Origin of the sequence: Cellulosimicrobium sp. NPDC055967, assembly GCF_042269845.1 — a bacterium.
In the GTDB taxonomy this organism is placed as follows: domain Bacteria; phylum Actinomycetota; class Actinomycetes; order Actinomycetales; family Cellulomonadaceae; genus Cellulosimicrobium.
Genome location: NZ_JBHJYJ010000004.1, coordinates 130,027 through 153,154, shown reverse-complemented (window position 1 = coordinate 153,154; position 23,128 = coordinate 130,027). Strand labels below are relative to the sequence as shown.

The 23,128-nt window shown below is 75.8% G+C and carries 23 protein-coding genes and 1 riboswitch; of the genes, 2 read left to right on the top strand and 21 right to left on the bottom strand.

Going from position 1 to position 23,128, the window contains the following annotated elements; all coding sequences use genetic code 11:
* The first annotated feature begins 377 nt into the window (after nucleotides 1-377).
* Nucleotides 378-2,288, top strand: coding sequence for a DEAD/DEAH box helicase (locus ACFC2L_RS07360; RefSeq protein WP_375823616.1), 1,911 nt, complete (start codon nucleotides 378-380; stop codon nucleotides 2,286-2,288).
* A gap of 93 nt (nucleotides 2,289-2,381) precedes the next feature.
* Here the strand turns inward: ACFC2L_RS07360 and ACFC2L_RS07355 are convergent, their stop codons facing one another.
* The 8 genes from ACFC2L_RS07355 to rpe all read right to left on the bottom strand — a co-directional run bounded on the left by ACFC2L_RS07355 (nucleotide 2,382) and on the right by rpe (nucleotide 9,042).
* Nucleotides 2,382-2,876: a PH domain-containing protein gene (locus ACFC2L_RS07355; protein ID WP_375823615.1), complete on the bottom strand. Its 495-nt coding sequence runs from the start codon at nucleotides 2,874-2,876 to the stop codon at nucleotides 2,382-2,384.
* A 61-nt stretch (nucleotides 2,877-2,937) separates the two neighbouring features.
* The gene (gene hisG / locus ACFC2L_RS07350; protein ID WP_375823614.1) at nucleotides 2,938-3,792 is read right to left on the bottom strand and encodes an ATP phosphoribosyltransferase; all 855 of its coding nucleotides are present in this window, start codon (nucleotides 3,790-3,792) and stop codon (nucleotides 2,938-2,940) included.
* A 109-nt stretch (nucleotides 3,793-3,901) separates the two neighbouring features.
* Nucleotides 3,902-4,165, bottom strand: a complete 264-nt coding sequence (locus ACFC2L_RS07345) for a phosphoribosyl-ATP diphosphatase (protein ID WP_024839663.1) — start codon at nucleotides 4,163-4,165, stop codon at nucleotides 3,902-3,904.
* A gap of 73 nt (nucleotides 4,166-4,238) precedes the next feature.
* Entirely contained in the window at nucleotides 4,239-4,706 is a 468-nt protein-coding gene (gene ribH, locus ACFC2L_RS07340) for a 6,7-dimethyl-8-ribityllumazine synthase (RefSeq protein WP_043651624.1), read from the bottom strand.
* Nucleotides 4,703-6,070, bottom strand: a complete 1,368-nt coding sequence (ribB, locus tag ACFC2L_RS07335; protein WP_375823613.1) for a 3,4-dihydroxy-2-butanone-4-phosphate synthase — start codon at nucleotides 6,068-6,070, stop codon at nucleotides 4,703-4,705. Before ribB ends, ribH begins: the two co-directional genes overlap by 4 nt.
* Before the next feature lie 47 nt (nucleotides 6,071-6,117).
* Complete coding sequence (locus ACFC2L_RS07330) at nucleotides 6,118-6,753, bottom strand: riboflavin synthase (protein ID WP_375823612.1); 636 nt, start codon at nucleotides 6,751-6,753, stop codon at nucleotides 6,118-6,120.
* Nucleotides 6,753-7,874, bottom strand: coding sequence for a bifunctional diaminohydroxyphosphoribosylaminopyrimidine deaminase/5-amino-6-(5-phosphoribosylamino)uracil reductase RibD (gene ribD / locus ACFC2L_RS07325; RefSeq protein ID WP_375823611.1), 1,122 nt, complete (start codon nucleotides 7,872-7,874; stop codon nucleotides 6,753-6,755). Before ribD ends, ACFC2L_RS07330 begins: the two co-directional genes overlap by 1 nt.
* A 157-nt stretch (nucleotides 7,875-8,031) precedes the next feature.
* A riboswitch (FMN riboswitch) is annotated at nucleotides 8,032-8,157 on the bottom strand.
* Between the two features lie 216 nt (nucleotides 8,158-8,373).
* Nucleotides 8,374-9,042 (bottom strand): ribulose-phosphate 3-epimerase, encoded by a 669-nt coding sequence (gene rpe, locus ACFC2L_RS07320; protein WP_087472032.1) that lies wholly within the window; start codon nucleotides 9,040-9,042, stop codon nucleotides 8,374-8,376.
* 52 nt (nucleotides 9,043-9,094) lie between these two features.
* On the opposite strand from rpe, the gene ACFC2L_RS07315 reads away from it, so the two are divergent.
* Entirely contained in the window at nucleotides 9,095-9,691 is a 597-nt protein-coding gene (locus ACFC2L_RS07315; RefSeq protein WP_375823610.1) for a GNAT family N-acetyltransferase, read from the top strand.
* 163 nt (nucleotides 9,692-9,854) lie between these two features.
* On the opposite strand, the gene ACFC2L_RS07310 is transcribed toward ACFC2L_RS07315, so the two are convergent.
* The 13 genes from ACFC2L_RS07310 to ACFC2L_RS07250 form a co-directional block, all read right to left on the bottom strand.
* On the bottom strand, nucleotides 9,855-11,126 hold the full coding sequence (locus ACFC2L_RS07310) for a type II toxin-antitoxin system HipA family toxin (protein ID WP_375823609.1): 1,272 nt from the start codon (nucleotides 11,124-11,126) through the stop codon (nucleotides 9,855-9,857).
* The gene (locus ACFC2L_RS07305; protein ID WP_253049387.1) at nucleotides 11,123-11,350 is read right to left on the bottom strand and encodes a helix-turn-helix domain-containing protein; all 228 of its coding nucleotides are present in this window, start codon (nucleotides 11,348-11,350) and stop codon (nucleotides 11,123-11,125) included. The genes ACFC2L_RS07310 and ACFC2L_RS07305 overlap by 4 nt, the downstream gene beginning before the upstream one ends.
* A gap of 87 nt (nucleotides 11,351-11,437) precedes the next feature.
* A complete protein-coding gene (locus tag ACFC2L_RS07300; RefSeq protein ID WP_375823608.1) occupies nucleotides 11,438-13,135 on the bottom strand; it encodes an RsmB/NOP family class I SAM-dependent RNA methyltransferase in 1,698 nt (565 codons plus the stop codon).
* On the bottom strand, nucleotides 13,132-14,085 hold the full coding sequence (gene fmt, locus ACFC2L_RS07295) for a methionyl-tRNA formyltransferase (protein ID WP_375823607.1): 954 nt from the start codon (nucleotides 14,083-14,085) through the stop codon (nucleotides 13,132-13,134). The genes ACFC2L_RS07300 and fmt overlap by 4 nt, the downstream gene beginning before the upstream one ends.
* An 81-nt stretch (nucleotides 14,086-14,166) precedes the next feature.
* The gene (locus ACFC2L_RS07290) at nucleotides 14,167-14,550 is read right to left on the bottom strand and encodes a hypothetical protein (RefSeq protein ID WP_375823606.1); all 384 of its coding nucleotides are present in this window, start codon (nucleotides 14,548-14,550) and stop codon (nucleotides 14,167-14,169) included.
* Nucleotides 14,547-15,206: an HAD family hydrolase gene (locus ACFC2L_RS07285; RefSeq protein ID WP_375823605.1), complete on the bottom strand. Its 660-nt coding sequence runs from the start codon at nucleotides 15,204-15,206 to the stop codon at nucleotides 14,547-14,549. The genes ACFC2L_RS07290 and ACFC2L_RS07285 overlap by 4 nt, the downstream gene beginning before the upstream one ends.
* Nucleotides 15,203-17,545, bottom strand: a complete 2,343-nt coding sequence (locus tag ACFC2L_RS07280; RefSeq protein ID WP_375823604.1) for a primosomal protein N' — start codon at nucleotides 17,543-17,545, stop codon at nucleotides 15,203-15,205. The genes ACFC2L_RS07285 and ACFC2L_RS07280 overlap by 4 nt, the downstream gene beginning before the upstream one ends.
* Before the next feature lie 145 nt (nucleotides 17,546-17,690).
* Nucleotides 17,691-18,887, bottom strand: coding sequence for a methionine adenosyltransferase (gene metK, locus ACFC2L_RS07275; RefSeq protein WP_375823603.1), 1,197 nt, complete (start codon nucleotides 18,885-18,887; stop codon nucleotides 17,691-17,693).
* Nucleotides 18,888-18,950: 63 nt separating this feature from the next.
* Nucleotides 18,951-20,231, bottom strand: a complete 1,281-nt coding sequence (gene coaBC / locus ACFC2L_RS07270) for a bifunctional phosphopantothenoylcysteine decarboxylase/phosphopantothenate--cysteine ligase CoaBC (protein ID WP_375823602.1) — start codon at nucleotides 20,229-20,231, stop codon at nucleotides 18,951-18,953.
* A gap of 106 nt (nucleotides 20,232-20,337) precedes the next feature.
* Nucleotides 20,338-20,616 carry a DNA-directed RNA polymerase subunit omega gene (gene rpoZ / locus ACFC2L_RS07265; RefSeq protein WP_047234226.1) on the bottom strand — a complete coding sequence of 93 codons (279 nt, stop codon included), beginning with the start codon at nucleotides 20,614-20,616 and terminating at the stop codon, nucleotides 20,338-20,340.
* Nucleotides 20,617-20,794: 178 nt separating this feature from the next.
* The gene (gene gmk / locus ACFC2L_RS07260; protein ID WP_375823810.1) at nucleotides 20,795-21,445 is read right to left on the bottom strand and encodes a guanylate kinase; all 651 of its coding nucleotides are present in this window, start codon (nucleotides 21,443-21,445) and stop codon (nucleotides 20,795-20,797) included.
* Nucleotides 21,446-21,506: 61 nt separating this feature from the next.
* Nucleotides 21,507-21,818: an integration host factor, actinobacterial type gene (gene mihF, locus ACFC2L_RS07255; protein ID WP_021482878.1), complete on the bottom strand. Its 312-nt coding sequence runs from the start codon at nucleotides 21,816-21,818 to the stop codon at nucleotides 21,507-21,509.
* 232 nt (nucleotides 21,819-22,050) lie between these two features.
* A complete protein-coding gene (locus ACFC2L_RS07250) occupies nucleotides 22,051-22,941 on the bottom strand; it encodes a tyrosine-protein phosphatase (protein WP_375823601.1) in 891 nt (296 codons plus the stop codon).
* Nucleotides 22,942-23,128 lie beyond the last annotated feature (187 nt).

The window sequence follows — 23,128 nt, the reverse complement described above, 5'->3', positions numbered from 1 at the left end:
CGCCGTCGCGGCGACCTGCCGCGCGCGGACCATCCTACGTACCGGGCCCCCGCACCCGGACCCTCATTTCGCGGCGCGGCGCCCGCCGCGGGCGGAAATCACCCGTTTCGCCCGTCCCGACCGCCCGGGGAAGCGGGGGCGCGGTGAGGGACGTCACCGGGCCCGGCCCGCTCCCCGACCGCACCCTCCGGTAGGATGGGCACACCTCTGGAGTTCGTCGCTCGTCCCGCGTGTGTCCGTGAGAGCGGCCGTCCCCCCTCGATCGTCCCTGATCGTCCTGGTGGCCGGCCTGGTGTGTTCGGGAGTGCGACCTGCGAGAACCGTCCTGGTGACCGCACGCCACTCCACACCCCGAAACGAACGGTCCTCACCCTTTCATGACTGCTGACGTCCTCGCGCCCTCGCACGCCCTCGACCAGTCCGCCGACGCCCCCGAGCGCGCGGAGCACACGCGCCCCGAGCCGGCCGCTCCCGCCGGTCCCGTCTTCGCCGACCTCGGCCTGCCCGCTCCCCTGGAGCGCGCCGTCGCCGACCTCGGCTTCGTCACCCCGTCCGCGATCCAGGCCGAGGCCATCCCGGCGCTCCTCGCGGGCCGCGACATCACCGGCGTCGCGCAGACCGGCACCGGCAAGACCGCCGCGTTCGGTCTCCCGCTGCTCGCCGCGATCGACCCGTCCCTGCGCCGCGTGCAGGCCGTCGTCCTGACCCCGACGCGCGAGCTCGCGATGCAGGTCGCCGACGCCGTCGAGTCGTTCGCGACCCACCTGCCCAAGGTCGACGTCGTCGCCGTCTACGGCGGCTCCCCCTACCAGCCGCAGCAGCGGGCGCTCGCGGCCGGCGCGCAGGTCGTCGTCGGCACGCCCGGGCGCGTCATCGACCACATCGAGCGCGGCACCCTCGTGCTCGACGACGTGCGCTTCCTCGTGCTCGACGAGGCCGACGAGATGCTGCGCATGGGCTTCGCGGAGGACGTCGACACGATCTTCTCCCGCGCCCCGCGCGAGCGTCAGGTCGCCCTCTTCTCCGCGACGATGCCCGCCCCGATCCGCCGCGTCGCGAACGAGCACCTCACCGACCCGGTCGAGATCGCCGTCGCCCGCCAGTCCTCCACGGTGACGAGCGTGCGCCAGACGTACGCCGTCGTCCCGTTCCGGCACAAGACCGGCTCGCTCGTGCGCGTCCTCGCGACGTCCGACGCCGAGGCCGCGATCGTGTTCACCCGCACGCGCGGCGCGGCCGAGGAGGTCGGGTCCGCGCTCGTCGAGCGCGGCATCTCCGCCGCCACCATCTCGGGCGACGTCGCGCAGAAGGAGCGGGAGAAGATCGTCGAGCGCCTGCGCTCCGGCGCGCTCGACGTCCTCGTCGCGACCGACGTCGCCGCGCGCGGCCTCGACGTGGACCGCATCGGCCTCGTCGTGAACTTCGACCTGCCGGGCGAGCCCGAGGCGTACGTGCACCGCATCGGCCGCACGGGCCGCGCCGGGCGCACCGGCGAGGCCCTGAGCTTCGTCACCCCGCACGAGCGGGGACGCCTGCGCGCCATCGAGCGGACGACCCGCACCCCGCTGCAGGAGGTGGAGATCCCCTCCCCCGCGGACGTGTCCGCGCACAAGGTCCGCACCCTCCTCGGCCAGGTCCCGGCCCGCCAGGAGGCCGGCCGGCTGTCCATGTACGCCGACATGGTGCGCACGTTCCTCGCCGAGCACGACGTCGACCCCGTCGACCTCGCCGCGGCCATGGCGGCGCTCGCGGTCGGCGACGACGGCCCCCGCGCCCGCGAGGAGCAGGAGCGGTTCGAGGCCGAGCGTGCCGCGGCGCGCGAGCAGGCGAAGGCGCGCCGCACCGAGCGCACGGGCGAGCGCCCGCGCGGCGACCGTGCGTCGGGTCGCCGCGAGGGCGACGGCACGCGCGGCATCCGCCGCGACGCCGTCGGGACCCGCTACCGCCTGTCCGTGGGCCACAAGGACGGCGTGATGCCCGGCGGCATCGTCGGCGCCCTGACGAACGAGGCTGGCCTCGCCGGGTCGGACGTCGGCAAGATCGACATCTTCCCCTCGTTCTCGCTCGTCGACATCACCGCGCCGCTCGACGCGGAGACCATGGACCGCATCTCCCGCGCCCGGGTCGCCGGGAAGGCGCTGCGCATCCGCGTGGACGAGGGCGCGCCCGCCTCGCGCGGCCCGCGCGGCGGTCACGGCCCGTCGGGTCGTCGCGACGAGCGTCGCGACCGCTTCGACCGCGCCGACGACCGGGGCGAGCGCAAGCCGCGCCACCGCACGGCGTACTGACGCACCCGCGTCGCCGCCCGGCGACGCCAAGCAGACGGACGGCCCCGGATCCGCTGGATCCGGGGCCGTCCCTGTCTGTGCCCGTGCCGCGCCTCAGTCGTGAGGTCCCTCGTGGGCCTCGCCGTGCGCCTGGACCAGCGCCGCGAGGCGGCGCGCCTCCGCGTCCCCGCGTGCGCCGTCGGCCCGCTGGATCCCCATGACGGCGAGCGTCGACCCGTCGGCGAGGTCCAGGCGCACCCACGCGTCGCCGGAGCCGAACCGGACGGACACGACCTGCGCCCACACCAGCTCGCGCGTGTAGATGACGTTGCGCACCCGCAGCCCCCCGCGCGTCGGGACGGCGTGCACGCCCCCGAGTCGCCACAGCAGCCACGCCGCGAACAGCGCGAACGCGGCCAGGGAGAGACGGTTCACCCAGGACGTGCCGAGCGGGCCCGTCGCGGACAGGCCCACGACGACGCACCCGCCGACCACGACGACGCCCGTCACCCACGCCGACACCAGGCCGAACCGGGGCCGGAACGGACGGTACGGGTCGTCGTGGCGCTCCCCCGGCAGACCAGGATCAGGGAACGGGTCGGTGCTCATGCCGCCACCGTCTCACACCCGCACGACGCCCACCGGCGCCGCGCCCCGGGGGCGAGCGGTGTCAGAGGCGGGACGCGTGGATCCGGGTCACGAGGATCGCGCGCGCGCCCACGTCGTACAGGGCGTCCATGACCTGGTTCGTCTGGTCGCGGCGCACCATCGCCCGCACCGCCGCCCAGTCCCGGTCGTGCAGCGGCGACACCGTCGGCGACTCCAGGCCCGGCGTGATCGCGACCGCCCGCTCCACGAGCGACACCGGCACGTCGTAGTCCATGAGGACGTACTGGCGGGCCGTGAGCACGCCCTGCAGGCGCCGGCTCAGCACCTCCACCCCTGCCGGGACGTCCGCCTCCGCGACCGCGCGCGGACGGATGAGGACCGCCTCCGACACGAGGATCGGGTCGCCGAACACCGCCAGGCCCGCGCCCCGCAGCGTCGTGCCGGTCGACACGACGTCCGCGACGACGTCCGCCACCCCGAGCTGCACCGCCGACTCCACCGCGCCGTCCAGGTGCACGACCGTGGCCTCCACGCCGTGCGAGCGCAGGTGACCCTCGACCAGGACCTCGTACGACGTCGCCACCCGCAGGCCCTGCACCTGCTCCAGCGACGTCACCGTGCCCGCCGGGGCCGCGTACCGGAACGTCGACCCGCCGAACCCGAGCTGCATGTGCTCCACCGCGTCCGCGCCCGAGTCCAGCAGCAGGTCCCGGCCCGTGATCCCCACGTCCACCGTGCCCGACCCCACGTACACCGCGATGTCGCGCGGCCGCAGGAAGAAGAACTCGACGTCGTTGTCCGGGTCCGCGAGCACCAGCTCGCGCGAGTCACGACGCTGGCGGTACCCCGCCTCGCGCAGCATCTCGACGGCGGGCTCGGACAGGGACCCCTTGTTGGGGACGGCGATACGCAGCATGACAGGACCTTCGTTCAGGGGATCGGGCAGGGAGCGGGGAACAGCAGGGAGCAGCGAGGGGCGAGCGGCGCTCGCGGCCGGGAGCGGGGACGCTCACCGGCACGGCCGCTCACAGATGCTCGTACACGTCCTGCAGGCTCAGACCCTTCGCCAGCATGAGGACCTGCAGGTGGTAGAGGAGCTGGGAGATCTCCTCCGCCGTCTTCACGTCGCCCTCGTACTCGGCGGCCATCCACACCTCGGCGGCCTCCTCGACCACCTTCTTCCCGATCGCGTGCACGCCGGCGTCCAGCTCCGCGACCGTGCCGGAACCGGCAGGTCGCGTCGTGGCCTTCTCGGACAGCTCCGCGAACAGGGACTCGAACGTCTTCACGGGCCCCAGGGTATCCGCCGCCCGGGCGAGGCCGGGGCGCGGTCCGCCCAGCGGGCACGCCCCGGCCGCCCCGTCACAGGTCGCGCAGCGCCACGACCGTCGCGACCGCCGCCTCCGCGGCCTCCGCGCCCTTGTCCTCGCGCGAACCCTCCAGGCCCGCCCGGTCCAGCGCCTGCTGCTCGTCGTCGCACGTCAGCACGCCGAACCCCACCGGCACGCCCGTGCGCACGCTCACGTCCGTCAGGCCCGACGTCGCCGCCTGGCACACGTACTCGAAGTGCGGCGTCCCCCCGCGGATCACCACCCCCAGCGCCACCACCGCGTCCGCGCCGTGCTCCACCGCGCGCGCCGCCGCCACCGGCAGCTCGAACGATCCCGGCACCCGCACCACGCTCACGTGCGACACATTCGCCGCCGCCAACGCCCGGCGCGCTCCCGCCAGCAAGCCGTCCATCACCTCCGTGTGCCAGCTCGCCGCGACCACCGTCACCCGCAGCCCCGACCCGTCCACCCTCACCGTCGGCGCACCTGCCCCGCTCATCCCTCGTCCTCCTTCGTCTCCGCACCCGGCTCGTCGCCAGGCTCCACCAGGACGGCCCCGTCCGGGACCGCCACCGTGTCCAGCAGGTGACCCATCGCCACCTTCTTCGTCACCAGGTACGCCCGGTTGTGCTCACCGTGACCCACCTCGATCCGCTCCGTCCCCACCACGTCGATGCCCGAGGCCACCAGGCCCGTCACCTTCGCCGGGTTGTTCGTCAGCAGCCGCACCCGCGACAACCCGAGGTCCGCCAGGATCGCCGCCGCCGCCCCGTACTCCCGACGGTCCACCGGCCACCCCAGCTCCAGGTTCGCCTGCACCGTGTCCAGCCCCGCGTCCTGCAGCTCGTACGCCCCGATCTTCGCCAGGAGCCCGATGCCGCGACCCTCGTGCCCCCGCAGGTACACCACCGCACCGCCCTCCGCCGCGACCCGCCCCATCGCCGCCTGCAGCTGCGGACCGCAGTCGCACCGCAACGACCCGAAGGCGTCCCCCGTCAAGCACTCCGAGTGCACCCGCACCACCGGGACCCCTCCCGGCCCGACGCCGCTCGCGGACCCCGCGCCCGCGTCACCACCCGCGGCCGGAGGCACCGCCGGCACCAGGGCGACGTGCTCCGCCCCCGTCCGCAGATCCCGGTACCCCACCACCCGGAACCGGCCGTGCGCCGTCGGCAGGTCCGCCTCCGCCGTCCGGTGCACCCGCCGGGCCAACGACTCCCGGTCCGGCACGTCCGGAGCCGCCGCCGGCGCCGGGTCGTGCACCCGCCGCCACGCCACCAGGTCCGCGATCGTGATGAGCACCAGCCCGTCCCGCTCCGCCAGGGCCGCCGCGTCCCCCAGACGCATCATCGTCCCGTCGTCGTGCACCAGCTCCGCGATCCCCCCGACCTCGCCCATCCCCGCCAGGCGCACCAGGTCCACCGCAGCCTCCGTGTGCCCCGCACGATGCAGCACACCCCCCGGCACCGCCCGCAACGGCAGCACGTGCCCCGGCCGGATCAGGTCCACCGGCCCCGACGCCGGGTCCGCCAGCACCCGCAACGTCCGCGCCCGGTCCTCCGCCGAGATCCCCGTCGTCACCCCCGTCGCCGCGTCCACCGTCACCGTGTACGCCGTGCGCCGCGGGTCCTGGCTGTGCGGCACCATCAACGGCAGCTCCAGCGCGTCCGCCCGCACCGCAGGCATCGGCGCGCACAGGTACCCCGACGAGTGCCGGATCGTCCACGCCACCCACTCCGCCGACACCCCCCGCGCCGCGAACACCACGTCCGCCTCGTTCTCCCGGTCCGGCGAGTCCGCCACCAGCACCGGACGACCCGCCCGGATCTCCGCCAGCGCCTCCTCCACCGACCCCAGTCGCACGCCTCCCGAACCGTCCGACACCGCGGCGCTCGCGGACCCCGCGCCCGTCACGACGCGTTCCCGCCGACGGCGCCGGTACCGGAGCCCGACACGAGCAGGCGCTCGACGTACTTCGCGAGCACGTCGACCTCGAGGTTCACCCGGTCGCCCGGGACGAGCCCGCCGAGGATCGTCGCCTCGAGCGTCGTCGGGATGAGGGAGACGCCGAAAGACTCGTCGTCCACGTGCGTCACCGTGAGCGACACCCCGCTCACCGCGATCGACCCCTTCTCCGCCACGTACCGCGTCAAGCCCGCGGGCGCCGAGAACACCAGGTCGTCCCAGCGCTCCCCCGGGTCGCGGCTCACGAGCGTCCCGACGCCGTCCACGTGCCCCTGCACCACGTGACCCCCCAGCCGCGCGTCCGCCCGCACCGCACGCTCCAGGTTCACCGGGGAACCCGCGACGAGGTCGCCCAGCGCGGTCCGGCGCAGCGACTCCGGCATCACGTCCGCGGTGAACGATCCGTCACCCCCCAGGCTCGTCACCGTCAGGCACACCCCGTTGACCGCGATCGAGTCCCCCAGCGCCGCGTCCGACGTGGCGAGCGGCCCCTCGACCGTGAGCACCGCGTCCGCCCCCTCGCCGCCCGGGAACCCGACGTCCCGGACCTTCCCGATCTCCTCCACGATCCCCGTGAACATCAGCCGTCCCGTCCTTCCGTGCTCTTCCTGGACACCACCAGCGCGTCGTCCCCGACCCGCCTCACCTCGACCGTGCGGAACCGGTGCGCGTCGGCGATCGTCGCCACGCCCAGCCCGTCCACGGCCCGCCGACCGCTCCCCAGCAGCACCGGGGCCACGTACGCGTGCAGCTCGTCCACCACGCCCGCCACGAGGAACGCCGTCGCGAGCGTCGGACCGCCCTCCACGAGGACGTGCCGCACCTCGCGCTCCCCGAGCCGTTCCAGCACCTGCCCGACGTCGCGCGTCAGCAGGTGCAGCAGCTCGCCGCCCTCCCCGCGCACGCGCGCCGTCGGCGGGATCCCCCGCAGCCCGACGACGACCCGCAGGGGCTGGTGCGCCGCGAGGCTCTCGGCGCTCGCGGCGTGCGTGCGCACCCGTGCGGTGAGCGCCGGGTCGTCCGTGAGGAGCGTGCCCGTGCCGACGAGGATCGCGTCGACCTCGGCGCGCACGCGGTGCGCGTGCTCGCGGGCGGCCGGCCCGGTGATCCAGCGGCTCGTGCCGTCCTCGGCCGCGACGTACCCGTCGAGCGTCGTCGCCGTCTTGAGCGTCACGTACGGGGCCCCGCGCCGCACGGACGTCAGCCACACCCGGAGAAGCTCCTCGCCCTCGGCGGAGCGCAGGCCGCGCACGACGCGCACCCCGGCCGCGCGCAGGCGGTGCGCACCACCCGTCGCCACGGGGTTCGGGTCGTCGACGGCGTGCACGACCTCCGCGACTCCCGCAGCGACGAGCGCGTCCGCGCACGGCCCCGTGCGGCCGGTGTGGGCGCACGGCTCGAGCGTCACGACGGCGGTCGCGCCGGTGACGTCGACGCCGCGCGCCCGCGCGTCCGCGAGGGCGGCGGCCTCGGCGTGCGGCGTCCCCGCACCCTGGTGGTAACCCTCGGCGAGGACAGGCCGTGGGTGCGGGTCCAGCGAGCCGGGCGCGGCGCCGTCGGGCAGGGCACGGCCGTGCGGGGCGGGCCCCAGCAGGACGCAGCCGACCCGGGGGTTGGGTCCGTGCGCGGGTCCGTGTCCCGCGAGCTCGAGCGCGCGCGTCATCGCGGCGTCGATCGTCAGGGTCCTGGGGTGCTCGCCCATCGTCCTCCTCCCGGCACGCGTGCTCCGGGGTGAGGGGGGCGGCGGGGTCAGGCCTGGACCGGCCCGACGGCGTCGCTCACCACGGCGAGGCCGTCGCCGTCACGGACGGGTGCTCCGACGGGTCGCCGGAGCACCACGCTTTGGGCGTGGCCGCGCCGCACGTGCTTCCTCCCATCCGGACTGTCACCGTCGGTCCTGGAGTTCCACCAGGTCAACCGCGCGTGGGCGCGGGTCGCGGACTGTCACCGCCGGCTCGGAATTGCACCGACCCCGGAGCACGTTCGTGCGTACTGCTGCTTCCAACCGAGCATGCTACTCGCGCATTCCCCGGGGCCGGCCCGTCCGCCTGCCGAGCGGACGTGAACCCGGCAACCCCCTCCCCTCCGTGCTTGGTGGTGAGGGATCTCGGTGGGGTGGGGTGGTGATGGCTGCTTGGCACACTATTTCTATCCGAACGAGAAGGGGGAGCCCGGGCTCGTGCGGGCTCCCCCTCCGTTCGTCAGTGGGCGTGCGCCGACGCCTCCGCCAGCTCGCGCAGCGCCTGGATCTCTCCCGGCACGCTCTCCGCCCCGTACACGGCCGACCCGGCGACGAAGACGTTCGCCCCCGCGTCGGCCGCCCGCTCGATGGTCGAGCGCGACACTCCCCCGTCGACCTGGATCCACACGTCCAGCCCCGACTCGCTCACGGCCTCGCGGGCCCGCCGGATCTTCGGGAGCGTCCCGTCGATGAACGACTGCCCGCCGAAGCCCGGCTCGACCGTCATGACGAGGATCATGTCGACCTCCGCCAGGAGGTCCAGGAAGGGCTCCACGGGCGTCGCAGGGCGCAGCGCGAGGCCTGCACGGGACCCGAGGCGCCGGAGCTCGCGTGCGAGCCGCACAGGGGCGGCAGCGGCCTCGGCGTGGAACGTGACGGACGCGGCCCCGGCCTCCGCGTACGCCGGCGCCCAGCGGTCCGGGTCCTCGATCATGAGGTGCGCGTCGATCGGGACCGGCGACACCTGCGCCAGGCGCTCGAACACCGGCAGCCCGAGCGTGAGGTTCGGCACGAAGTGGTTGTCCATGACGTCGACGTGCGCGTAGTCCGCCGTCGAGATGGCGTTCAGGTCACGCTCGAGGTTCGCGAAGTCGGCGGACAGGATGCTCGGTGCGATGAGGGCTGCCATGGCTCCAGCCTAGGGTGCCTCCGTCCGCCCCCGACGCCCGTAGGCTCGTCCCGTGAGCAGCCTCCCCTCCCCCGGGACCCGACGCCCACCTGCGCCGACAGGGCCGGCACGGGTCCCCGCGGACGTCCGGGTGCGCGCCGCCACGCGGGCCGACCTCGGCCGCGTCGCCGCGATCGCCGCGCCCTTCGTCCGCGACACGTGCGTGACGTTCGAGGAGGAGGTCTGGGACGTCCCCGCGTGGGAGCGCAAGCTCGACGACGTCACCGCCCGCGGCCTGCCGTTCCTCGTCGCGGAGGTCTCCGGGCGGCCCCGGGCCGACGGCACAAACGACCCGGTGGTCGCCGGCTACGCCTACGCGTCCGCGTGGCGCCCGAAGCCCGCGTACCGGCACACCGCCGAGGACACGATCTACCTCGACCCCGACCACGCCGGGCACGGGATCGGCACCGCCCTGCTCGGCGCGCTGCTCGACGCGTGCGCCTCCGCAGGCGTCCGGCAGGTCGTCTCGGTCGTCGCCGACGTCCCTGAGGCGGCAGGCTCGCTCCCCCTCCACCGGCGCTTCGGCTTCGTCGAGACCGGCCGCCTCACCGCCGTCGGCTTCAAGCACGGCCGCTGGGTCGACACGATCCTCCTCCAGCGCTCCCTCTGACCCACCCCCCGAGGAACGAGCGGCGGACGGTGGACGCGGCACCACCACCCACCCCGACCACCCAGGGGCGACCACACGCCGTCGAGCACAAGTACCACGCCTCTACCTCGCACGACCACGCCTCTACCTCGCACGACCACGCCTCTACCTCGGCGAGCCGGGATCAGGCGAGGATGCCTCGGCGGAGGTCGGTGGTGCGCTGCTCGACGGTGCGCCAGGCGTGGCGGCTCACGCCGGGGTGGGCGTCGCGGTCGACGTCCGCGAGCGCCGCGAGGAGTGCGTCGAGGGTCTGGGTGACGGCGCGCTGGGCGCGGCGTCGGGGCAGTCCCCAGGTGGTGCCTTCGGTGACGAGGTCCTCGGCGGTGAGGCGGTCCATGTCGCGTTCTCCGGCGACGTCCATGGCGAAGACGCGGGAGGCGTGGTCGTGGTGGAGGTGCATGGAGACGTCGTAGGCGGGGGCGAGGCGGACGGTGCCGTCGGCGTGGCGCAGGACGGAGATGTTCTTGGCGTGGGCGTCGGTGTTGCCGATGGCGAGGTTGAAGGTGGTGAGGGCGAGGAGGGGGTCGGGGCGGGTGCCGTCGTCGCGGAGGGTGCGGGCGATGGCGGCGAGGGAGGGGAAGCGGCGTCCGTGCTGGAACTTGCGTTCGGGGTCGCGGGTGTTGATGCCGAGGGCTTGGGCCGCGTCCTCCTGGTGGAGGCGGGCGGTGCCGCTGGGTTCGCGGGGCTCGGGGATGCGGTCGTAGCGGGTGACGACGATGGCGCGCTCACCGTCGAACTCGGTGACGTGGGCGTCGACGGTGGTGAGGTCGACGCGGCGGGCGAGGTCGAGGGCGGCGGCTTCGGTGTTGACGAGGTCGGCGGTGGGTGAGTCGGAGGGCCGGGCGACCTTGAGGATGTGGGTGGTGGGGGCAGATCCGTGGGGGCGGGCCCAGCCGTGCTCGTCGTGGAGGAGGGTGATCTTGGGTTCCATGCCGGGCAGGGAGCTGGTGAGGTGCTTGCTTCGTCCGACGCCGCCGAATCGCGCGACGCCTTCTCGAAGGAGCCTGGCGACCGCAGCGTCGTCGAGCCGTTCGGCGGGAACGGATCGATGGCCGGCTTGGCCTGGAGAGCGCAGCTCTACGGCCCCGATGGTGTCGCCTGCGTACGCCGTGAAGAACGAGAGGTGGTCCTCGGGGTCGACGGCAGCTTCCATGGCCATCTGGTCGCGGGCGCGGCCCTCGGGCATGAGCCCGTCGAGCCATGCGGTGGCCCGGGCGGGGTGTGGCGGTTCGTCGGGTTCCATCGGGAGGAGGTGGGACAGCGTTCGCGCGCCGATCCCCCACCGTTCGTAGGCCTCGTCGGTCCATGTGAGGTCGACGCGATCGTCTCGTCGTCGCGTGAAGCGCCCGGCGTGAGTCCCGTAGAGCCAGAGGTCGAGCTCCTCGGCCCGTCTCACGATCGATCCTCGAGGCGGAGGGAGATGTCGAGGTGGTCGAGGACCTCGAAGAGCCGGGTGATGTAGAGGTTGTCGACGCCGTTCTCGAGCTCAGAGAGATACTGGCGAGTGATTCCGAGGTCGTCGGCGAGCTCCGCCTGGGTGATGCCCTGCGCTCGCCGTACCCTGCGGACGGCCGCGCCGATGTCGCGTGCGCTCCGGGCGCCCGTCCAGTGTCCTGTCATCGCGTCTACCCTCCTGCCAGCGAACTATGCCCGACTATCATGACATGGACTTCCGCCGAATATCCTGACAAAGGCACTGTGGCCTGGTCAGATGCGACGGAGGAGCGTGAGGTGCATCGCGTCGGTGCCGTGGACGTGCGGCCAGAGCTGGACGTCCAAGCGGTCGCCGAGCTCGATCGCGTCGCGCGCCTCGGGGCGCACGACGTCGCGCACGGCCGCCGGGGCATCGAGCAGCTCGGCGTCGTCGCGGCGGCGCAGCACGTCGGCGACGACGACCTGGGTCTCGGCGAGGTGGGGCGAGCACGTGACGTAGCCGACCACTCCCCCGGGCCGGACGGCGTCCAGGGCGGAGTCGAGGAGCTCGCGCTGGAGCCCGGTGAGGGTCGCGAGGTCGGCGGGGGTGCGCCGCCAGCGGGACTCGGGACGACGGCGCAGCGCACCGAGGCCGGTGCAGGGAGCGTCGAGGAGCACGCGGTCGTAGGCGCCCGGCTCGTCCTGCCCGACGGCGCGGCCGTCGCCCGTGCGGACGGCCTCCACGGCGTCGGCCGGGACGGCAGCGAGGGCCTTCTCCACGAGGCGTGCGCGGTGCGGCTGGACCTCGTTGGCGACGAGCCGGGCTCCTCGCTCGGCCGCGAGCGCCGCGAGGAGCGCTGCCTTGCCCCCGGGGCCGGCGCACAGGTCGAGCCAGCGCGCGTCGGGACCGGTCAGCGGTGCGGCGGCGAGGGCGAGGGCGACGAGCTGGCTGCCCTCGTCCTGGACGCCGGCGCGGCCGTCGCGCACGGCGCCGAACGCGGCGGGGTCGCCCCCCTCGAGGCGCAGCGCGGTGGGGGCCCAGCGCGAGGGCGTGACGCGGTCGTCGCCGTCGGCCAGCTCGTCGGGGGCGGCGAGGCCGGGGCGGGCGACGAGCGTGACGCGGGGGGCGTCGTTGTCGGCGGCGAGGAGCGCGTCGAGCTCGGCGACGGGGCGTCCGTTTCCGGCGAGCGCGTCGCGCAGGGCGCGGGCGATCCAGACCGGGTGGCTCTGGGTGGCCGCGAGCGCCGCGAGGTCATCGGGGGCGTCGTCGGCGATGGTGGTGAGCCAGTCGTCGAGGGGGGTGCGCGCGACGCGGCGCAGGACGGCGTTGACGAGCTGGGCGCTGCCGGCGCCGGTGCGCTCCCGGGCGAGGCCGACGGTCTCGGACACGGCGGCGTGCTGGGGCACGCGCATGCCGAGGAGCTGGTGGGCGCCGAGGCGCAGGACGTCGAGCACGGGCGGGTCGAGGCGGTCGAGGGGCCGGTCGAGGCACAGCGCGAGGACGGCGTCGTAGCGACCGCGCAGGCGCAGGGTGCCGTAGGCGAGCTCGGTGGCGAATCCGGCGTCGCGGCCGCGGATGCCGCGCTCGCGCAGCAGCGGGGGCAGGACGAGGTTGGCGTAGGCGTCGGAGCCGTCGACCTGGCGCAGGACGTCGTAGGCGACGGCGCGGGCGAGGTCGGTGCCCTTGCGCCGCTGGGACGGCGCGTTCGAGCTGCGGGACGTCTCGCCGCGGGAGCGGGCGGCGCCGCGCTGGCGGCCTCGGGCGTCGCGGCGCTCGTCGGCACGGCGGTCCTGGTCACCGTCCGACCTGTTCGAACGGGCGTTCGAGCCATCGCGCCCCGTCTCTCCGCGCGCGTTCGAACGCGCGTTCGACTCGCGGTCGTCCCGGGCGGATCCGCCCGCCCGGTCGCTCGAACGTGCGTTCGATCCCCTGGTCGACGGCCGGCGGTCCGCGGCGTCGCGGTCGCGGTCCGCGGGCGTGCCGCCGCTCATCGGGAGACCTCCGTGCCGAGCACGAGGTCCTCGGGGAGGCGGGCCCCGCGCGCCCAGTCGGCGGCCGGCATGTGCTTCTTGCCCACGGGCGCGACGTCCCCGAGCCGGACGGCGTGCGTCGCGGTGCCGACGAGCACCTCCTTCTTCCCGGCGCGCACCTGCCCGGGGGCGAGGTCCGTGACGTCGGGGCGCGGCGTCACCGGGCCGAGCCCGAGGCGGACGGGCGCGCCGTCCGGACCGGGGACCGTGGTCCAGGAGCCCGGCGCCGGGGTGCAGCCGCGCACGAGACGGTCGACCGCGAGCGCCGGGTGGTCCCAGCGCACCTCCGCGTCGGCGGGCGTGAGCTTCGCGGCGTGGGTGACGCCGTCGGCGGGCTGGGGCTGCGGGCGCAGCGTCCCGTCCTCGAGCGCGTCGAGCGTCGCGACGAGCAGGCCCGCGCCGGACACGGCGAGGCGGCCGAGGAGGTCCCCGGCGGTGTCGCGGGGGCGGATGGTCTCGGTCGTCGTGCCGAGCGTGGGGCCGGAGTCCAGGCCCTCCTCGATGAGGAACGTCGTGGCACCGGTGACCTCGTCGCCGGCGATGATCGCGCGCTGCACGGGCGCGGCACCGCGCCAGGCCGGCAGGACGGAGAAGTGCAGGTTCACCCACCCGTGGCGCGGCACGGCGAGCACGTCGGGGCGCAGGATCTCCCCGTACGCGACGACGGGTGCGGCGTCGACGTCGAGCTCCGCGAGGCGCGCGAGGAAGTCCTCGCCGCGGGGACGGTCGGTGATCACGGGGATCCCGGCCTCCTCGGCGCGCACGCGGACGGGGCTCGGGGTCAGACGCCGCCCCCGGCCCGACGGCGCGTCGGCGCGCGTGAGGACGGCGACGACGTCGTGTCGGGAGTCGAGGAGGGCGTCGAGGGACGGGACCGCGGTATCCGGGGTCCCGGCGAACAGCAGGCGCATGGGCCCGATTCTAGGTGGCCCGGTCCGACCACCGACCCCCGACCCAGGTGCTGGCTCGGCCCGCCGCCCCGACTGTGACCGTCAGAACCGCAGCTCGCCCGCGGGCGGAAGCTCGAGGAAATCCGTGTCGTCGAGCGGCGCGAGCTTCAGGTAGCTCAGGCGGTCGGCGTCCACGAAGAGCAGCACGAGCGCGCGGTCGACCTCCCCTTCCAGGACGACGCGTGGCGCTGCCGACGCATCCGGTATCCCGGTGACGGCGAGGTCGATGGTCGGGCACGTGCCACAACCGCACGTCCCGAGGACCTGCGTCGCGTCGACCTGCGCGAGCCAGCGGCGGCGGTCCTCGGCGTCCTGGCCCGGCGGTACGGGCTCGCCGCGGAACCCCTCGCAGATCATCCGGACGAGCACGTCCCGCTCACGCAGGGTGAGACGGCGCGGGGCGGCCTGGCTCCCGCCGCGGGTCACGACGCCTCGCGGCTCCGCGCGACCGGCACGCCGAGGTCGCGCAGGGCGGCACGCAGGCCGGGGGTGCCGTCGAAGAGGTGCGTGCGCAGGCCGAGCCGGGCCGCGGCGTCGATGTTCGCGGCGCTGTCGTCGGTGAAGAGCGTGCGTGCCGGGTCGAGGCCGAACCGGTCGACCGCGAGCGCGAAGATCGCGGGGTCGGGCTTGGCGAGGCCCTCGCGCCCGGAGACGAGGACGTCCTCCATGAGCGTCGTGGCCGGGGCGGCGGGCCCGGCGTGGGGGTACAGCTCGGCGGACCAGTTCGTCAGCCCGAACAGGCGCAGCCCGAGGTCGCGCAGCTCGCGCACGAGCTCCTCGGAGCCCTCCACGGGGCCGGTGAGCGTCGCGGGGAACTGCGCGACGTACCGGTCCAGGAGCGCCACGTGGTGCGGGTGGGACGCCGCGACGGCGGTGCGCGCGTCCGCCCAGGTGGCCCCGGCGTCGCGCTCGTGGTTGAGGACCCGGAAGTCGACGTCGGCGAAGAACGCGTCGACCACCTCCCGCTCCAGCCCGGCGAAGGCGCCGTACGGGTCCCACCCCACCAGCACGTTGCCGAAGTCGTACAGCACGGCGTCGATCGCGCGCTCGGGGGTGTCGCGGGTCGCGGGGTGAGTCGTCACAGGATCTCCTTCGGGTCGAGCTCCACCCGCACGCTACCCGGCTCCCGGCGCGCGGACCGCACCGCGAGCGACGCGGCGAGCTCGCGCGCGAGCCGGCGGCCGTCGCGCACGGGCACCCGCACGACGGCGCGCACCGGCGGGGCGTCCAGCATGCCCGGCCCCGCGCCGTCGACGGTCCCGCCTCCTGCGCCGCCCGCCCCCGTGCCGCCCCCCCGCCCGCGCGGCGGGGGCGCGGGCACCTCCACGGGCCCGAGGACGGCGTCGGGCCGCGCCAGCTCGACCCGCCCCAGCAGCGCCGCGACCGCCGGACGGTCCCCCGTCACGGCCGCCACCCGCACGGCGGGCGGCAGGGACAGCTCGGACCGCTCGTCGAGCTCGCGGTCCGCGAGGAGCGCCGGGTCCCAGCGCACGAGCGCGTTCGTCGGCGCCGGCGCCGCGTCCCCGACGAGGAGCACCTGCCCGCCCGCCGTCGCCGGACGCACGAGCGCCGCCGCGGCGAGCCAGCGCGCGAGCGCGTCCTGCGCGACGTCCAGCCCCACGTGCGCCGTGCTCACGGCGGCGTCCAGCAGCAGGGCGGCCGCGTACCCGCCCTCGGCGACCGGCTCCGCGCCCGGCGTCGCGACCACGAGCGCCGGGCGCGACGACACCGCAGCCAGCACCCCGCCCGCGGCGGCCGCGCCAGAGACCTGCACGGGCACGCCCGCGAACGCGCGACCCAGCTCCTCCGCCGTGCGCTGCGATCCCACGCGCACCGACCGCAGGCCCGTCCAGTGGCACTCCGCGCACGACCAGCCGCCCGCGAGCGCCCCGCACCACGCGCACTGCGGCGTCGCCTGCGGACCGGACAGCGCGAGCGGGCCGTGGCACACCGTGCAGCGGGCGGGCGTGCGGCAGCGCCCGCACGCGACGACGGGCACGTACCCGGAGCGGGGCACCTGCACCAGCACCGGGCCCTGCTCCAGCGCGGACCGCGCCGCCCGCCACGCGGCGGTCGGGATCCGGGCCGCGGCGCCCGGGCCCTCGGCCGCGAGCTCCACGGAGGTCAGGGCGCGGACCCGGGGCGCCCGCGCCCGCACGACGTCGCGCGGCGCGGCGAGGTCGTGCGCCCAGCCCCGGGTCACGAGCGCCTGCGCCGCGACCGTACGGCCGTGCGACCCGAGGAGGAACGCGGCCCCCTCCTGGTCGCTGCGCAGCGCGAGGACCTCGCGCGCGTGCGGGTAGGGGGCGCGCGGCTCGGCGAGCGTGTCCTCGCCGTCGTTCCAGCACACCACGAGGCCGAGGTCCGCCACCGGGGCGAACGCCGCCGCCCGGGTCCCCACGACGACGCGCGCCCGCCCGTGCAGCACCGCGAGGAACCCGCGGTACCGGGGGGCGGGCCCCTCGTCCGCGGTGAGGCGCACCACATCCCCGCCCGTGGCCGCGTCCCACGCGGGCAGGCCCGCGGCGTCCAGGGCGGCGCACACCTGGTCCACGTCGCGCGCGTCCGGCACGACGACGAGCGCCCCCCGGCCACCCGACCGCGCGGCGCGCACCGCCTCCGCGACCGCGGCGGCCCAGTGCGTCACGGGCAGGGGGTCCGCCCCGCGGCGCGCCCGGCCCACGCCCCGTCCTCGCTCGTCCGCACCTGACGCGGACTCCGACCCCGGCGCAGGAGAGGCGGGGGGCGCGAGCCCGGGCAGCGCGGTCCACACGGCCCGCGGGGCGCCCCCGCCTGCGACGTGCGCGAGGAACGCCGCACCGGCGCGGTACGGCGTCCATACCGAACCGCCGGGCGCCCCCGGGGAGCCCCCCGCACCGTCCGTACCGGGCGGGGCAGCGGGCACACCGTCGTCCGGCGCCACGCCTCCCGCGCCGTCGCCGACGGGCGCCGCGGCGACGGAGGCCGCGAGCGCCTGCTCGGCGCGCGCGTGCCGCGGCGGGACGGCGAGGCGGAGCACGTCCGAGAGGGTGCCCGCGTAGTGGTCGGCGACGGAGCGCGCGAGCCGCGCTACGGCGGGCGAGAGCACCGGCTCGGGCGAGACGACGCGGCGCAGCGGCAGCAGGCGGCCGTCGTGGTCGGAGCGCTCGGTCCGCTCCAGGACGTACCCGTCGACGTCACGGCCGGCGAACCGCACCTTGACCCGCACGCCGGGCCGCGCGTCGTCGGACATCGTGGCGGGCACGAGGTAGTCGAACGCGCGGTCCAGGTGCGGGGGCGCCAGGTCGAGCGCCAGGCGCGCGACGGGCAGGCGGTCGGCGACCTGCAGGGACGCCGGGACGGCGGGGCGCCGTGCCGCGGGCGTTGTGACGCCCGGCAGGGTGTCCTGCACCGCCTGCGACGTGTCCTCGGGCTCGCTCACGACGTCATCGAACCACGCGCCGCCGTCACGACCCCGGCGGTCGCCCGAGCCGCCACCGGAGCGGTCGCCCGGGCGGTCACGGACACGGCAGGCCGGTCGACGGGCGTCCCGGCGTTCTCGGCCGCGCGGGGCCCGGCCGGGCGCGTCACACCTGGGACTGCAGGTCCGCGACGCGCTCCGTGCGCTCCCACGTGAACTGCTCCAGCTCGCGCCCGAAGTGTCCGTAGGCGGCCGTCGCGGCGTAGATGGGGCGCAGCAGGTCCAGGTCGCGGATGATCGCCGCGGGACGCAGGTCGAACACCTCGCGGATCGCGGCCGTGATGCGCTCGACCGGCACCTTCTCGGTGCCGAACGTCTCGACGTACAGGCCCACGGGGTGCGCCTTGCCGATCGCGTACGCGACCTGCACCTCGCAGCGGCGCGCGAGTCCCGCCGCCACCACGTTCTTCGCGACCCAGCGCGTCGCGTACGCGGCGGAGCGGTCCACCTTCGACGGGTCCTTGCCGGAGAACGCGCCGCCCCCGTGGCGGGCCATGCCGCCGTAGGTGTCCACGATGATCTTGCGTCCCGTCAGGCCGGCGTCGCCCTGCGGGCCGCCGACGACGAAGGTCCCGGTGGGGTTGACGAACAGCCGGGTCGCGCGCGTGTCGAGGTCGACGCCCGCGGCCTCGAGGACCGGCGCGACCACGTCGTCCGCGACGAGCCGGTGCAGCGCGTCCTGGCGCACGTCCGGGTCGTGCTGCGTGGACAGGACGACGGTGTCGAGCGTGACCGCACGGTCGCCGTCGTACCCGATGGTGACCTGCGTCTTGCCGTCCGGGCGCAGGCCCGGCACCGTCCCGTCGCGGCGCACGAGCGCGAGACGCTCCGCGAGGCGGTGCGCGAGCCAGACCGGCAGCGGCATGAGGCTCGGCGTGTCGTCGCTCGCGTACCCGAACATCAGGCCCTGGTCGCCCGCGCCCTGCGCGTCGAGCGGGTCGTGGTCGCGCTGGTCGTCGCGCTCCTCGAGGCTCTTGTCGACGCCCTGCGCAATGTCAGGGGACTGCTGCCCGATCGAGACCGAGATGCCGCACGAGTCCGCGTCGAAGCCGATCGCGGACGACGTGTACCCGATGCGGCGCACGACGTCGCGCACGATCTGCGGGATCTCGACGTACGCGTCCGTGGTCACCTCGCCCGCGACGTGCACGAGGCCCGTGGTGACCATCGTCTCGACCGCCACGCGGGACGTCGGGTCCTGCGCCAGGAGCGCGTCGAGGATGGAGTCGGAGATCTGGTCGCAGACCTTGTCCGGGTGCCCCTCGGTGACGGACTCGGACGTGAACAGACGCAGATCAGCCATGCCGCACAGCCTACTGTCCCGAGGCGTGGGCGCGGGCATCCGGTAGGCGAGACGAGACGCGGGTCACTCGGCCCGCGCGACCCCGCCACCCGCCGATCCCGCGGCCACGCGGCCCGCGACGACGTCCCACACGGCGTCCGCCACCGCGCGCTTGGTGCCGCCCGCCGTCGCGACCACCTCGCCGGCGCCGTCGACGACGGTCACGTCGTTCGCGTCGACGCCGAACCCCAGCCCCTCGCCCACCGCGTTCACGACGAGCAGGTCCGCGCCCTTGCGGCGCGCCTTCGCCCGGCCGTGGTCGAGCACCGACCCGTCCGCGTCGCCCGTCTCGGCCGCGAACCCCACGACGACCTGGCCGGCGCGCAGCCGGTCGTGCGCGAGCTCGGCGAGCACGTCCGGGTTCTCGACGAGCGCGATCGGCTCCGGCCCGCGGCCCGGCACCTTCTTGATCTTCGCCCCGGGGGCGTGCGCCGGGCGGAAGTCCGCGACCGCCGCCGCCATCACCACGACGTCCGCCGCCGCCGCCGCGGCGCGCACGGCCTCGCGCAGCTGGGCGGTCGTCTCGACCGCGACCACGTCGTCCAGGCCCGCGTCCTGCACCAGCGCGGCGACGTCCGGGGCGAGGTTCGCCGCGACGAGCGTCACGTGGGCGCCCCGCGTGCGCGCCGCGCGCGCGAGCTCGACCCCCTGCCGGCCGCTGGACCGGTTGCCGATGAAGCGGACCGGGTCGATCGGCTCGCGCGTGCCGCCCGCGGACACCACGACCCGACGGCCCGCGAGGTCGCCCCCCGCCGGGGCGTCCTCGGCACGACCAGCGTCGTCCGCCGCGACGGCCAGCGCGACGCGCGCGATCTCGTCCGGCTCGGGCAGGCGGCCCGGGCCCGTGTCGGCACCCGTCAGGCGGCCCGAGGCCGGCTCGATCACGTGCACGCCACGCTCGCGCAGCGTCGCCACGTTCGCGCGCGTGGCCGGGTGCTCCCACATCTCGGTGTGCATCGCAGGCGCCATCACGACCGGGCAGCGCGCGGTCAGCAGCGTCGAGGTGAGCAGGTCGTCCGCCCGGCCCGCCGCCGCCCGCGCGAGCAGGTCCGCGGTCGCGGGCGCCACGACCACCAGGTCGGCGCCCTGGCCCAGCGCGACGTGCGGCACGTGCTCCACGTCCTCGAACACCTGGTCCGTCGCGGGCTCGCCCGACAGCGCCTCCCACGTGGGGGCGCCCACGAACCGCAGCGCCGACGCCGTGGGCACGACCCGCACCCGATGGCCCTGCTCGCGCAGCAGCCGCAGCAGCAGCACGGCCTTGTACGCCGCGACCCCGCCGCTCACCCCGAGCACGATCCGCATGTCGCTCCTCCCGCCGGTCCGGCTCCGCACCGCGCCCGCCCGGCCGTGGACGGCCGCGGACGCACGAACGCCGCGCCCTCCCTGCGGAGGTGCGCGGCGTACGGGCTCAGGCCTCGTCGGCCTCGTCGGGCTCGGCCTCGATCGTCAGCAGGCCCGCGTTGATCTCGCGCATCGCGATCGACAGCGGCTTCTCCTGGTTACGCGTCTCGAGCAGCGGCCCGACGTTCTCCAGCAGGCCCTCGCTGAGCTGCGAGTAGTACGCGTTGATCTGGCGCGCGCGCTTGGCCGAGTAGATGACGAGCGCGTACTTCGAGTCGACGTGCTCCAGCAGGTCGTCGATCGGCGGGTCGGTGATGCCCTCGGGGGCGGCGACGGTTCCGGACACAGTTCGCTCCGTGGGTTCAAGGGTCTGCAGCCGACGGCTGCAGCTGGTCGATGGCGGCGGCGCGCCGACCGCTCCGTCCGGGGCCTGGCGGCCGCGGCACCGCGCAGAGCTGACGGGCCGCCGACCGGGCCGGCGGCCCATCGGGGAGCGGGCCCGCGCACGGGCACCGCAGGACAGTCTACTCGGTGTGCTGCTCGGTGCGCCCGGACGGCGCGGGACCCGCCGCCGGGACGCGCTCGCCGGGCGTGGCCCCGGCCGGGCGCGGCTCGAGCCCCATGACGCGCACGAGCTCGTCCGTCGCGCGGTGCACCTCGTCGTTGACGATCACGTGGTCGAACTCCGACTCCGCCGCGAGCTCGACCCGCGCCGTCGTGAGCCGACGCTCACGCTCCTCCGCGTCCTCCGTGCCGCGGCCCACGAGCCGTCGCACCAGCTCGTCCCAGCTCGGCGGGGCGAGGAACACGAAGCGCGCCTCGGGCATCGAGGCGCGCACCTGACGCGCGCCCTGGAGGTCGATCTCCAGGAGCGCCGGCACGCCCGCAGCGAGCTTCTCCTCGACCGCGCGCCGGGGCGTGCCGTAGCTGTTGCGACCGTGCACCACCGCCCACTCGAGCAGCTCGCGCTCGGCGACCATGCGGGCGAACTCGTCGGCGCCGACGAACAGGTAGTGGACGCCGTCCACCTCACCCGGCCGCGGGTCGCGCGTGGTCGCCGACACCGACAGCCACACCTCCGGGTACCGGGCCCGGATGTCGGCCGACACGGTCCCCTTCCCCACGGCGGTCGGACCGGCCAGGACGGTCAGGCGGGCGGGGCCGGGCGAGACCACCGGCGCCGACGTCCCCTCGGTGGGGGCGTGCGGCGTCGGGTCGGACGGGTGCGCGGAAATGTCAGCCAAACCTCTCGATGAGGGCCGCGGACTGGTGGGGACCGAGGCCGCGGACACGACGTGTCTCGGCGATCCCGATCTCCTCCATGATCGCCCGAGCCTTCACCTTACCCACGCCGGGCAGGGACTCCAGCAACGAGACCACCTTGAGCTTGCCGATCATGTCGTCCGTCTGCCCGCGCTCGATGACCTCCTTCAGGGAGCCCTGGGAGTACTTGAGCCTGTTCTTCACCTCGGCGCGCACGCGTCGGGCCTCTGCGGCCTTCTCGAGCGCCGCCGCGCGCTGTTCTGGGGTCAGGGGTGGAAGTGCCACGCAAGTCACCTACTCGTCGTCAGGCGGATGGGCCCACTCAGTCGCCCCGGCGTGCCCCGACGAGGAGCCCTAATCGGGTGAATCACCCGGGCGACCTGCGCCGACGCACGGAGCCGACCCCTCGAAAGTAGCGAGCCTCGACCGATCGGGCAACGACTGGGCGTGGCGCGTCGCGCCCGGTCGGCGCGCCGAGGAGCGACGCGAGGCGACCGGAGGTGGCGGGAAGCAGCGGTCAGGACGCCACGAGGCGAGCGACGAGCGCGTCGCGCACGGCGGTCGTCACCCCGCACGCGACGAGATAGCCGTCCACGCTCCCGTGCTCCCGGGCCGCGAGCTCCCAGGCGCCCTGGAGGTACTCCGGCTCGACGGTCAGGACCGGGCCCAGGGCGTCGGGAGACAGCCCCGGGATGGGCGGGACCAGCGCGGCGAGACCCCCCACGGCCGAGCGGCTCGCGAGGTACTCCGCCAGGCGGTCCTCCTCGCCGACGCCCGCCACGTACTGGGCGAGCGCGACCACCCACCCGGTGCGGTCCTTGCCCGCCGAGCAGTGCACGACCGCGGCCCCCTCCGACGACGCGACCTCGCCGAGCACGCGCCCGACCGTCGCGCGGATGCCCGGGTCCTGCACGAACGTCGCGTACACGCCGTGCATCATGCGGCGCGCGACCGCGGCCGGGTCGTCCGCCGCCAGCAAGCCCGCGATGAGCGCCGCGGGGTCGGCCGACGCTCCCCCGCCGTCCCCGCCCCCGCCCTGCAGGCCCTGTGCGGGGTCCATGCCGCGGCGCAGCACCAGGACGCCGCCCGGCACCGCGTCCGCGCCGTCGCGCTCGAGCTCGTCGTCCCCGCGCAGGTCGAGGACCGTCGTCACCCCGAGGTCGGAGAGCGCCGCCTGGCCCGCCGGCGTCAGGCGCGACAGGCTCGCCGTCCGCAGCAGGACGCCGGTGCGCAGGGGCTCGTCGTGGCCCGTCGGGACGGCCCGTCCCCCGACGTCGCGCGCGTTCCACGTGCCCGGCACGTCGAGCGCGCCCGGCACCGCACCGTCCACCGGCACGGGTACGGCCGACGCCTCCCCACCGCTCTGGGGCGTGGCGGAAGGGCTCGCTGTCGCGTCGTCGGAGGTCATGGGCGCAGTCTCGCACGGCACGACGGCGCCCGGTGCGGTTCCGGCCCGACGACGGCGCCCGCATCCTGACGGCAGCACGACGGCGGGGCCGGCACCCGCCGGGGCCGGCCCCGCCGCGCCGGGGCGGGGGGGCTCCGCCCCGCCGCCCCAGCCCCGCCACGGCCGTGGCCGCCCCGGCCCCCCCGCG

Coding starts and splice junctions, on each gene's coding strand:
- ACFC2L_RS07330 (WP_375823612.1), bottom strand. CDS start 6,753: ATGTTCACGGGGATCGTGGAGGAGATCGGGAAGGTCCGGGACGTCGGG.
- metK (WP_375823603.1), bottom strand. CDS start 18,887: ATGGCTGATCTGCGTCTGTTCACGTCCGAGTCCGTCACCGAGGGGCAC.
- ACFC2L_RS07355 (WP_375823615.1), bottom strand. CDS start 2,876: ATGAGCACCGACCCGTTCCCTGATCCTGGTCTGCCGGGGGAGCGCCAC.
- hisG (WP_375823614.1), bottom strand. CDS start 3,792: ATGCTGCGTATCGCCGTCCCCAACAAGGGGTCCCTGTCCGAGCCCGCC.
- ACFC2L_RS07250 (WP_375823601.1), bottom strand. CDS start 22,941: ATGACCTCCGACGACGCGACAGCGAGCCCTTCCGCCACGCCCCAGAGC.
- fmt (WP_375823607.1), bottom strand. CDS start 14,085: ATGCGCCTGCTGTTCGCCGGGACCCCGGATACCGCGGTCCCGTCCCTC.
- rpe (WP_087472032.1), bottom strand. CDS start 9,042: ATGGCAGCCCTCATCGCACCGAGCATCCTGTCCGCCGACTTCGCGAAC.
- coaBC (WP_375823602.1), bottom strand. CDS start 20,231: ATGCGGATCGTGCTCGGGGTGAGCGGCGGGGTCGCGGCGTACAAGGCC.
- ACFC2L_RS07300 (WP_375823608.1), bottom strand. CDS start 13,135: ATGAGCGGCGGCACGCCCGCGGACCGCGACCGCGACGCCGCGGACCGC.
- ribH (WP_043651624.1), bottom strand. CDS start 4,706: ATGAGCGGGGCAGGTGCGCCGACGGTGAGGGTGGACGGGTCGGGGCTG.
- ACFC2L_RS07305 (WP_253049387.1), bottom strand. CDS start 11,350: ATGACAGGACACTGGACGGGCGCCCGGAGCGCACGCGACATCGGCGCG.
- ACFC2L_RS07360 (WP_375823616.1), top strand. CDS start 378: ATGACTGCTGACGTCCTCGCGCCCTCGCACGCCCTCGACCAGTCCGCC.
- ribD (WP_375823611.1), bottom strand. CDS start 7,874: ATGGGCGAGCACCCCAGGACCCTGACGATCGACGCCGCGATGACGCGC.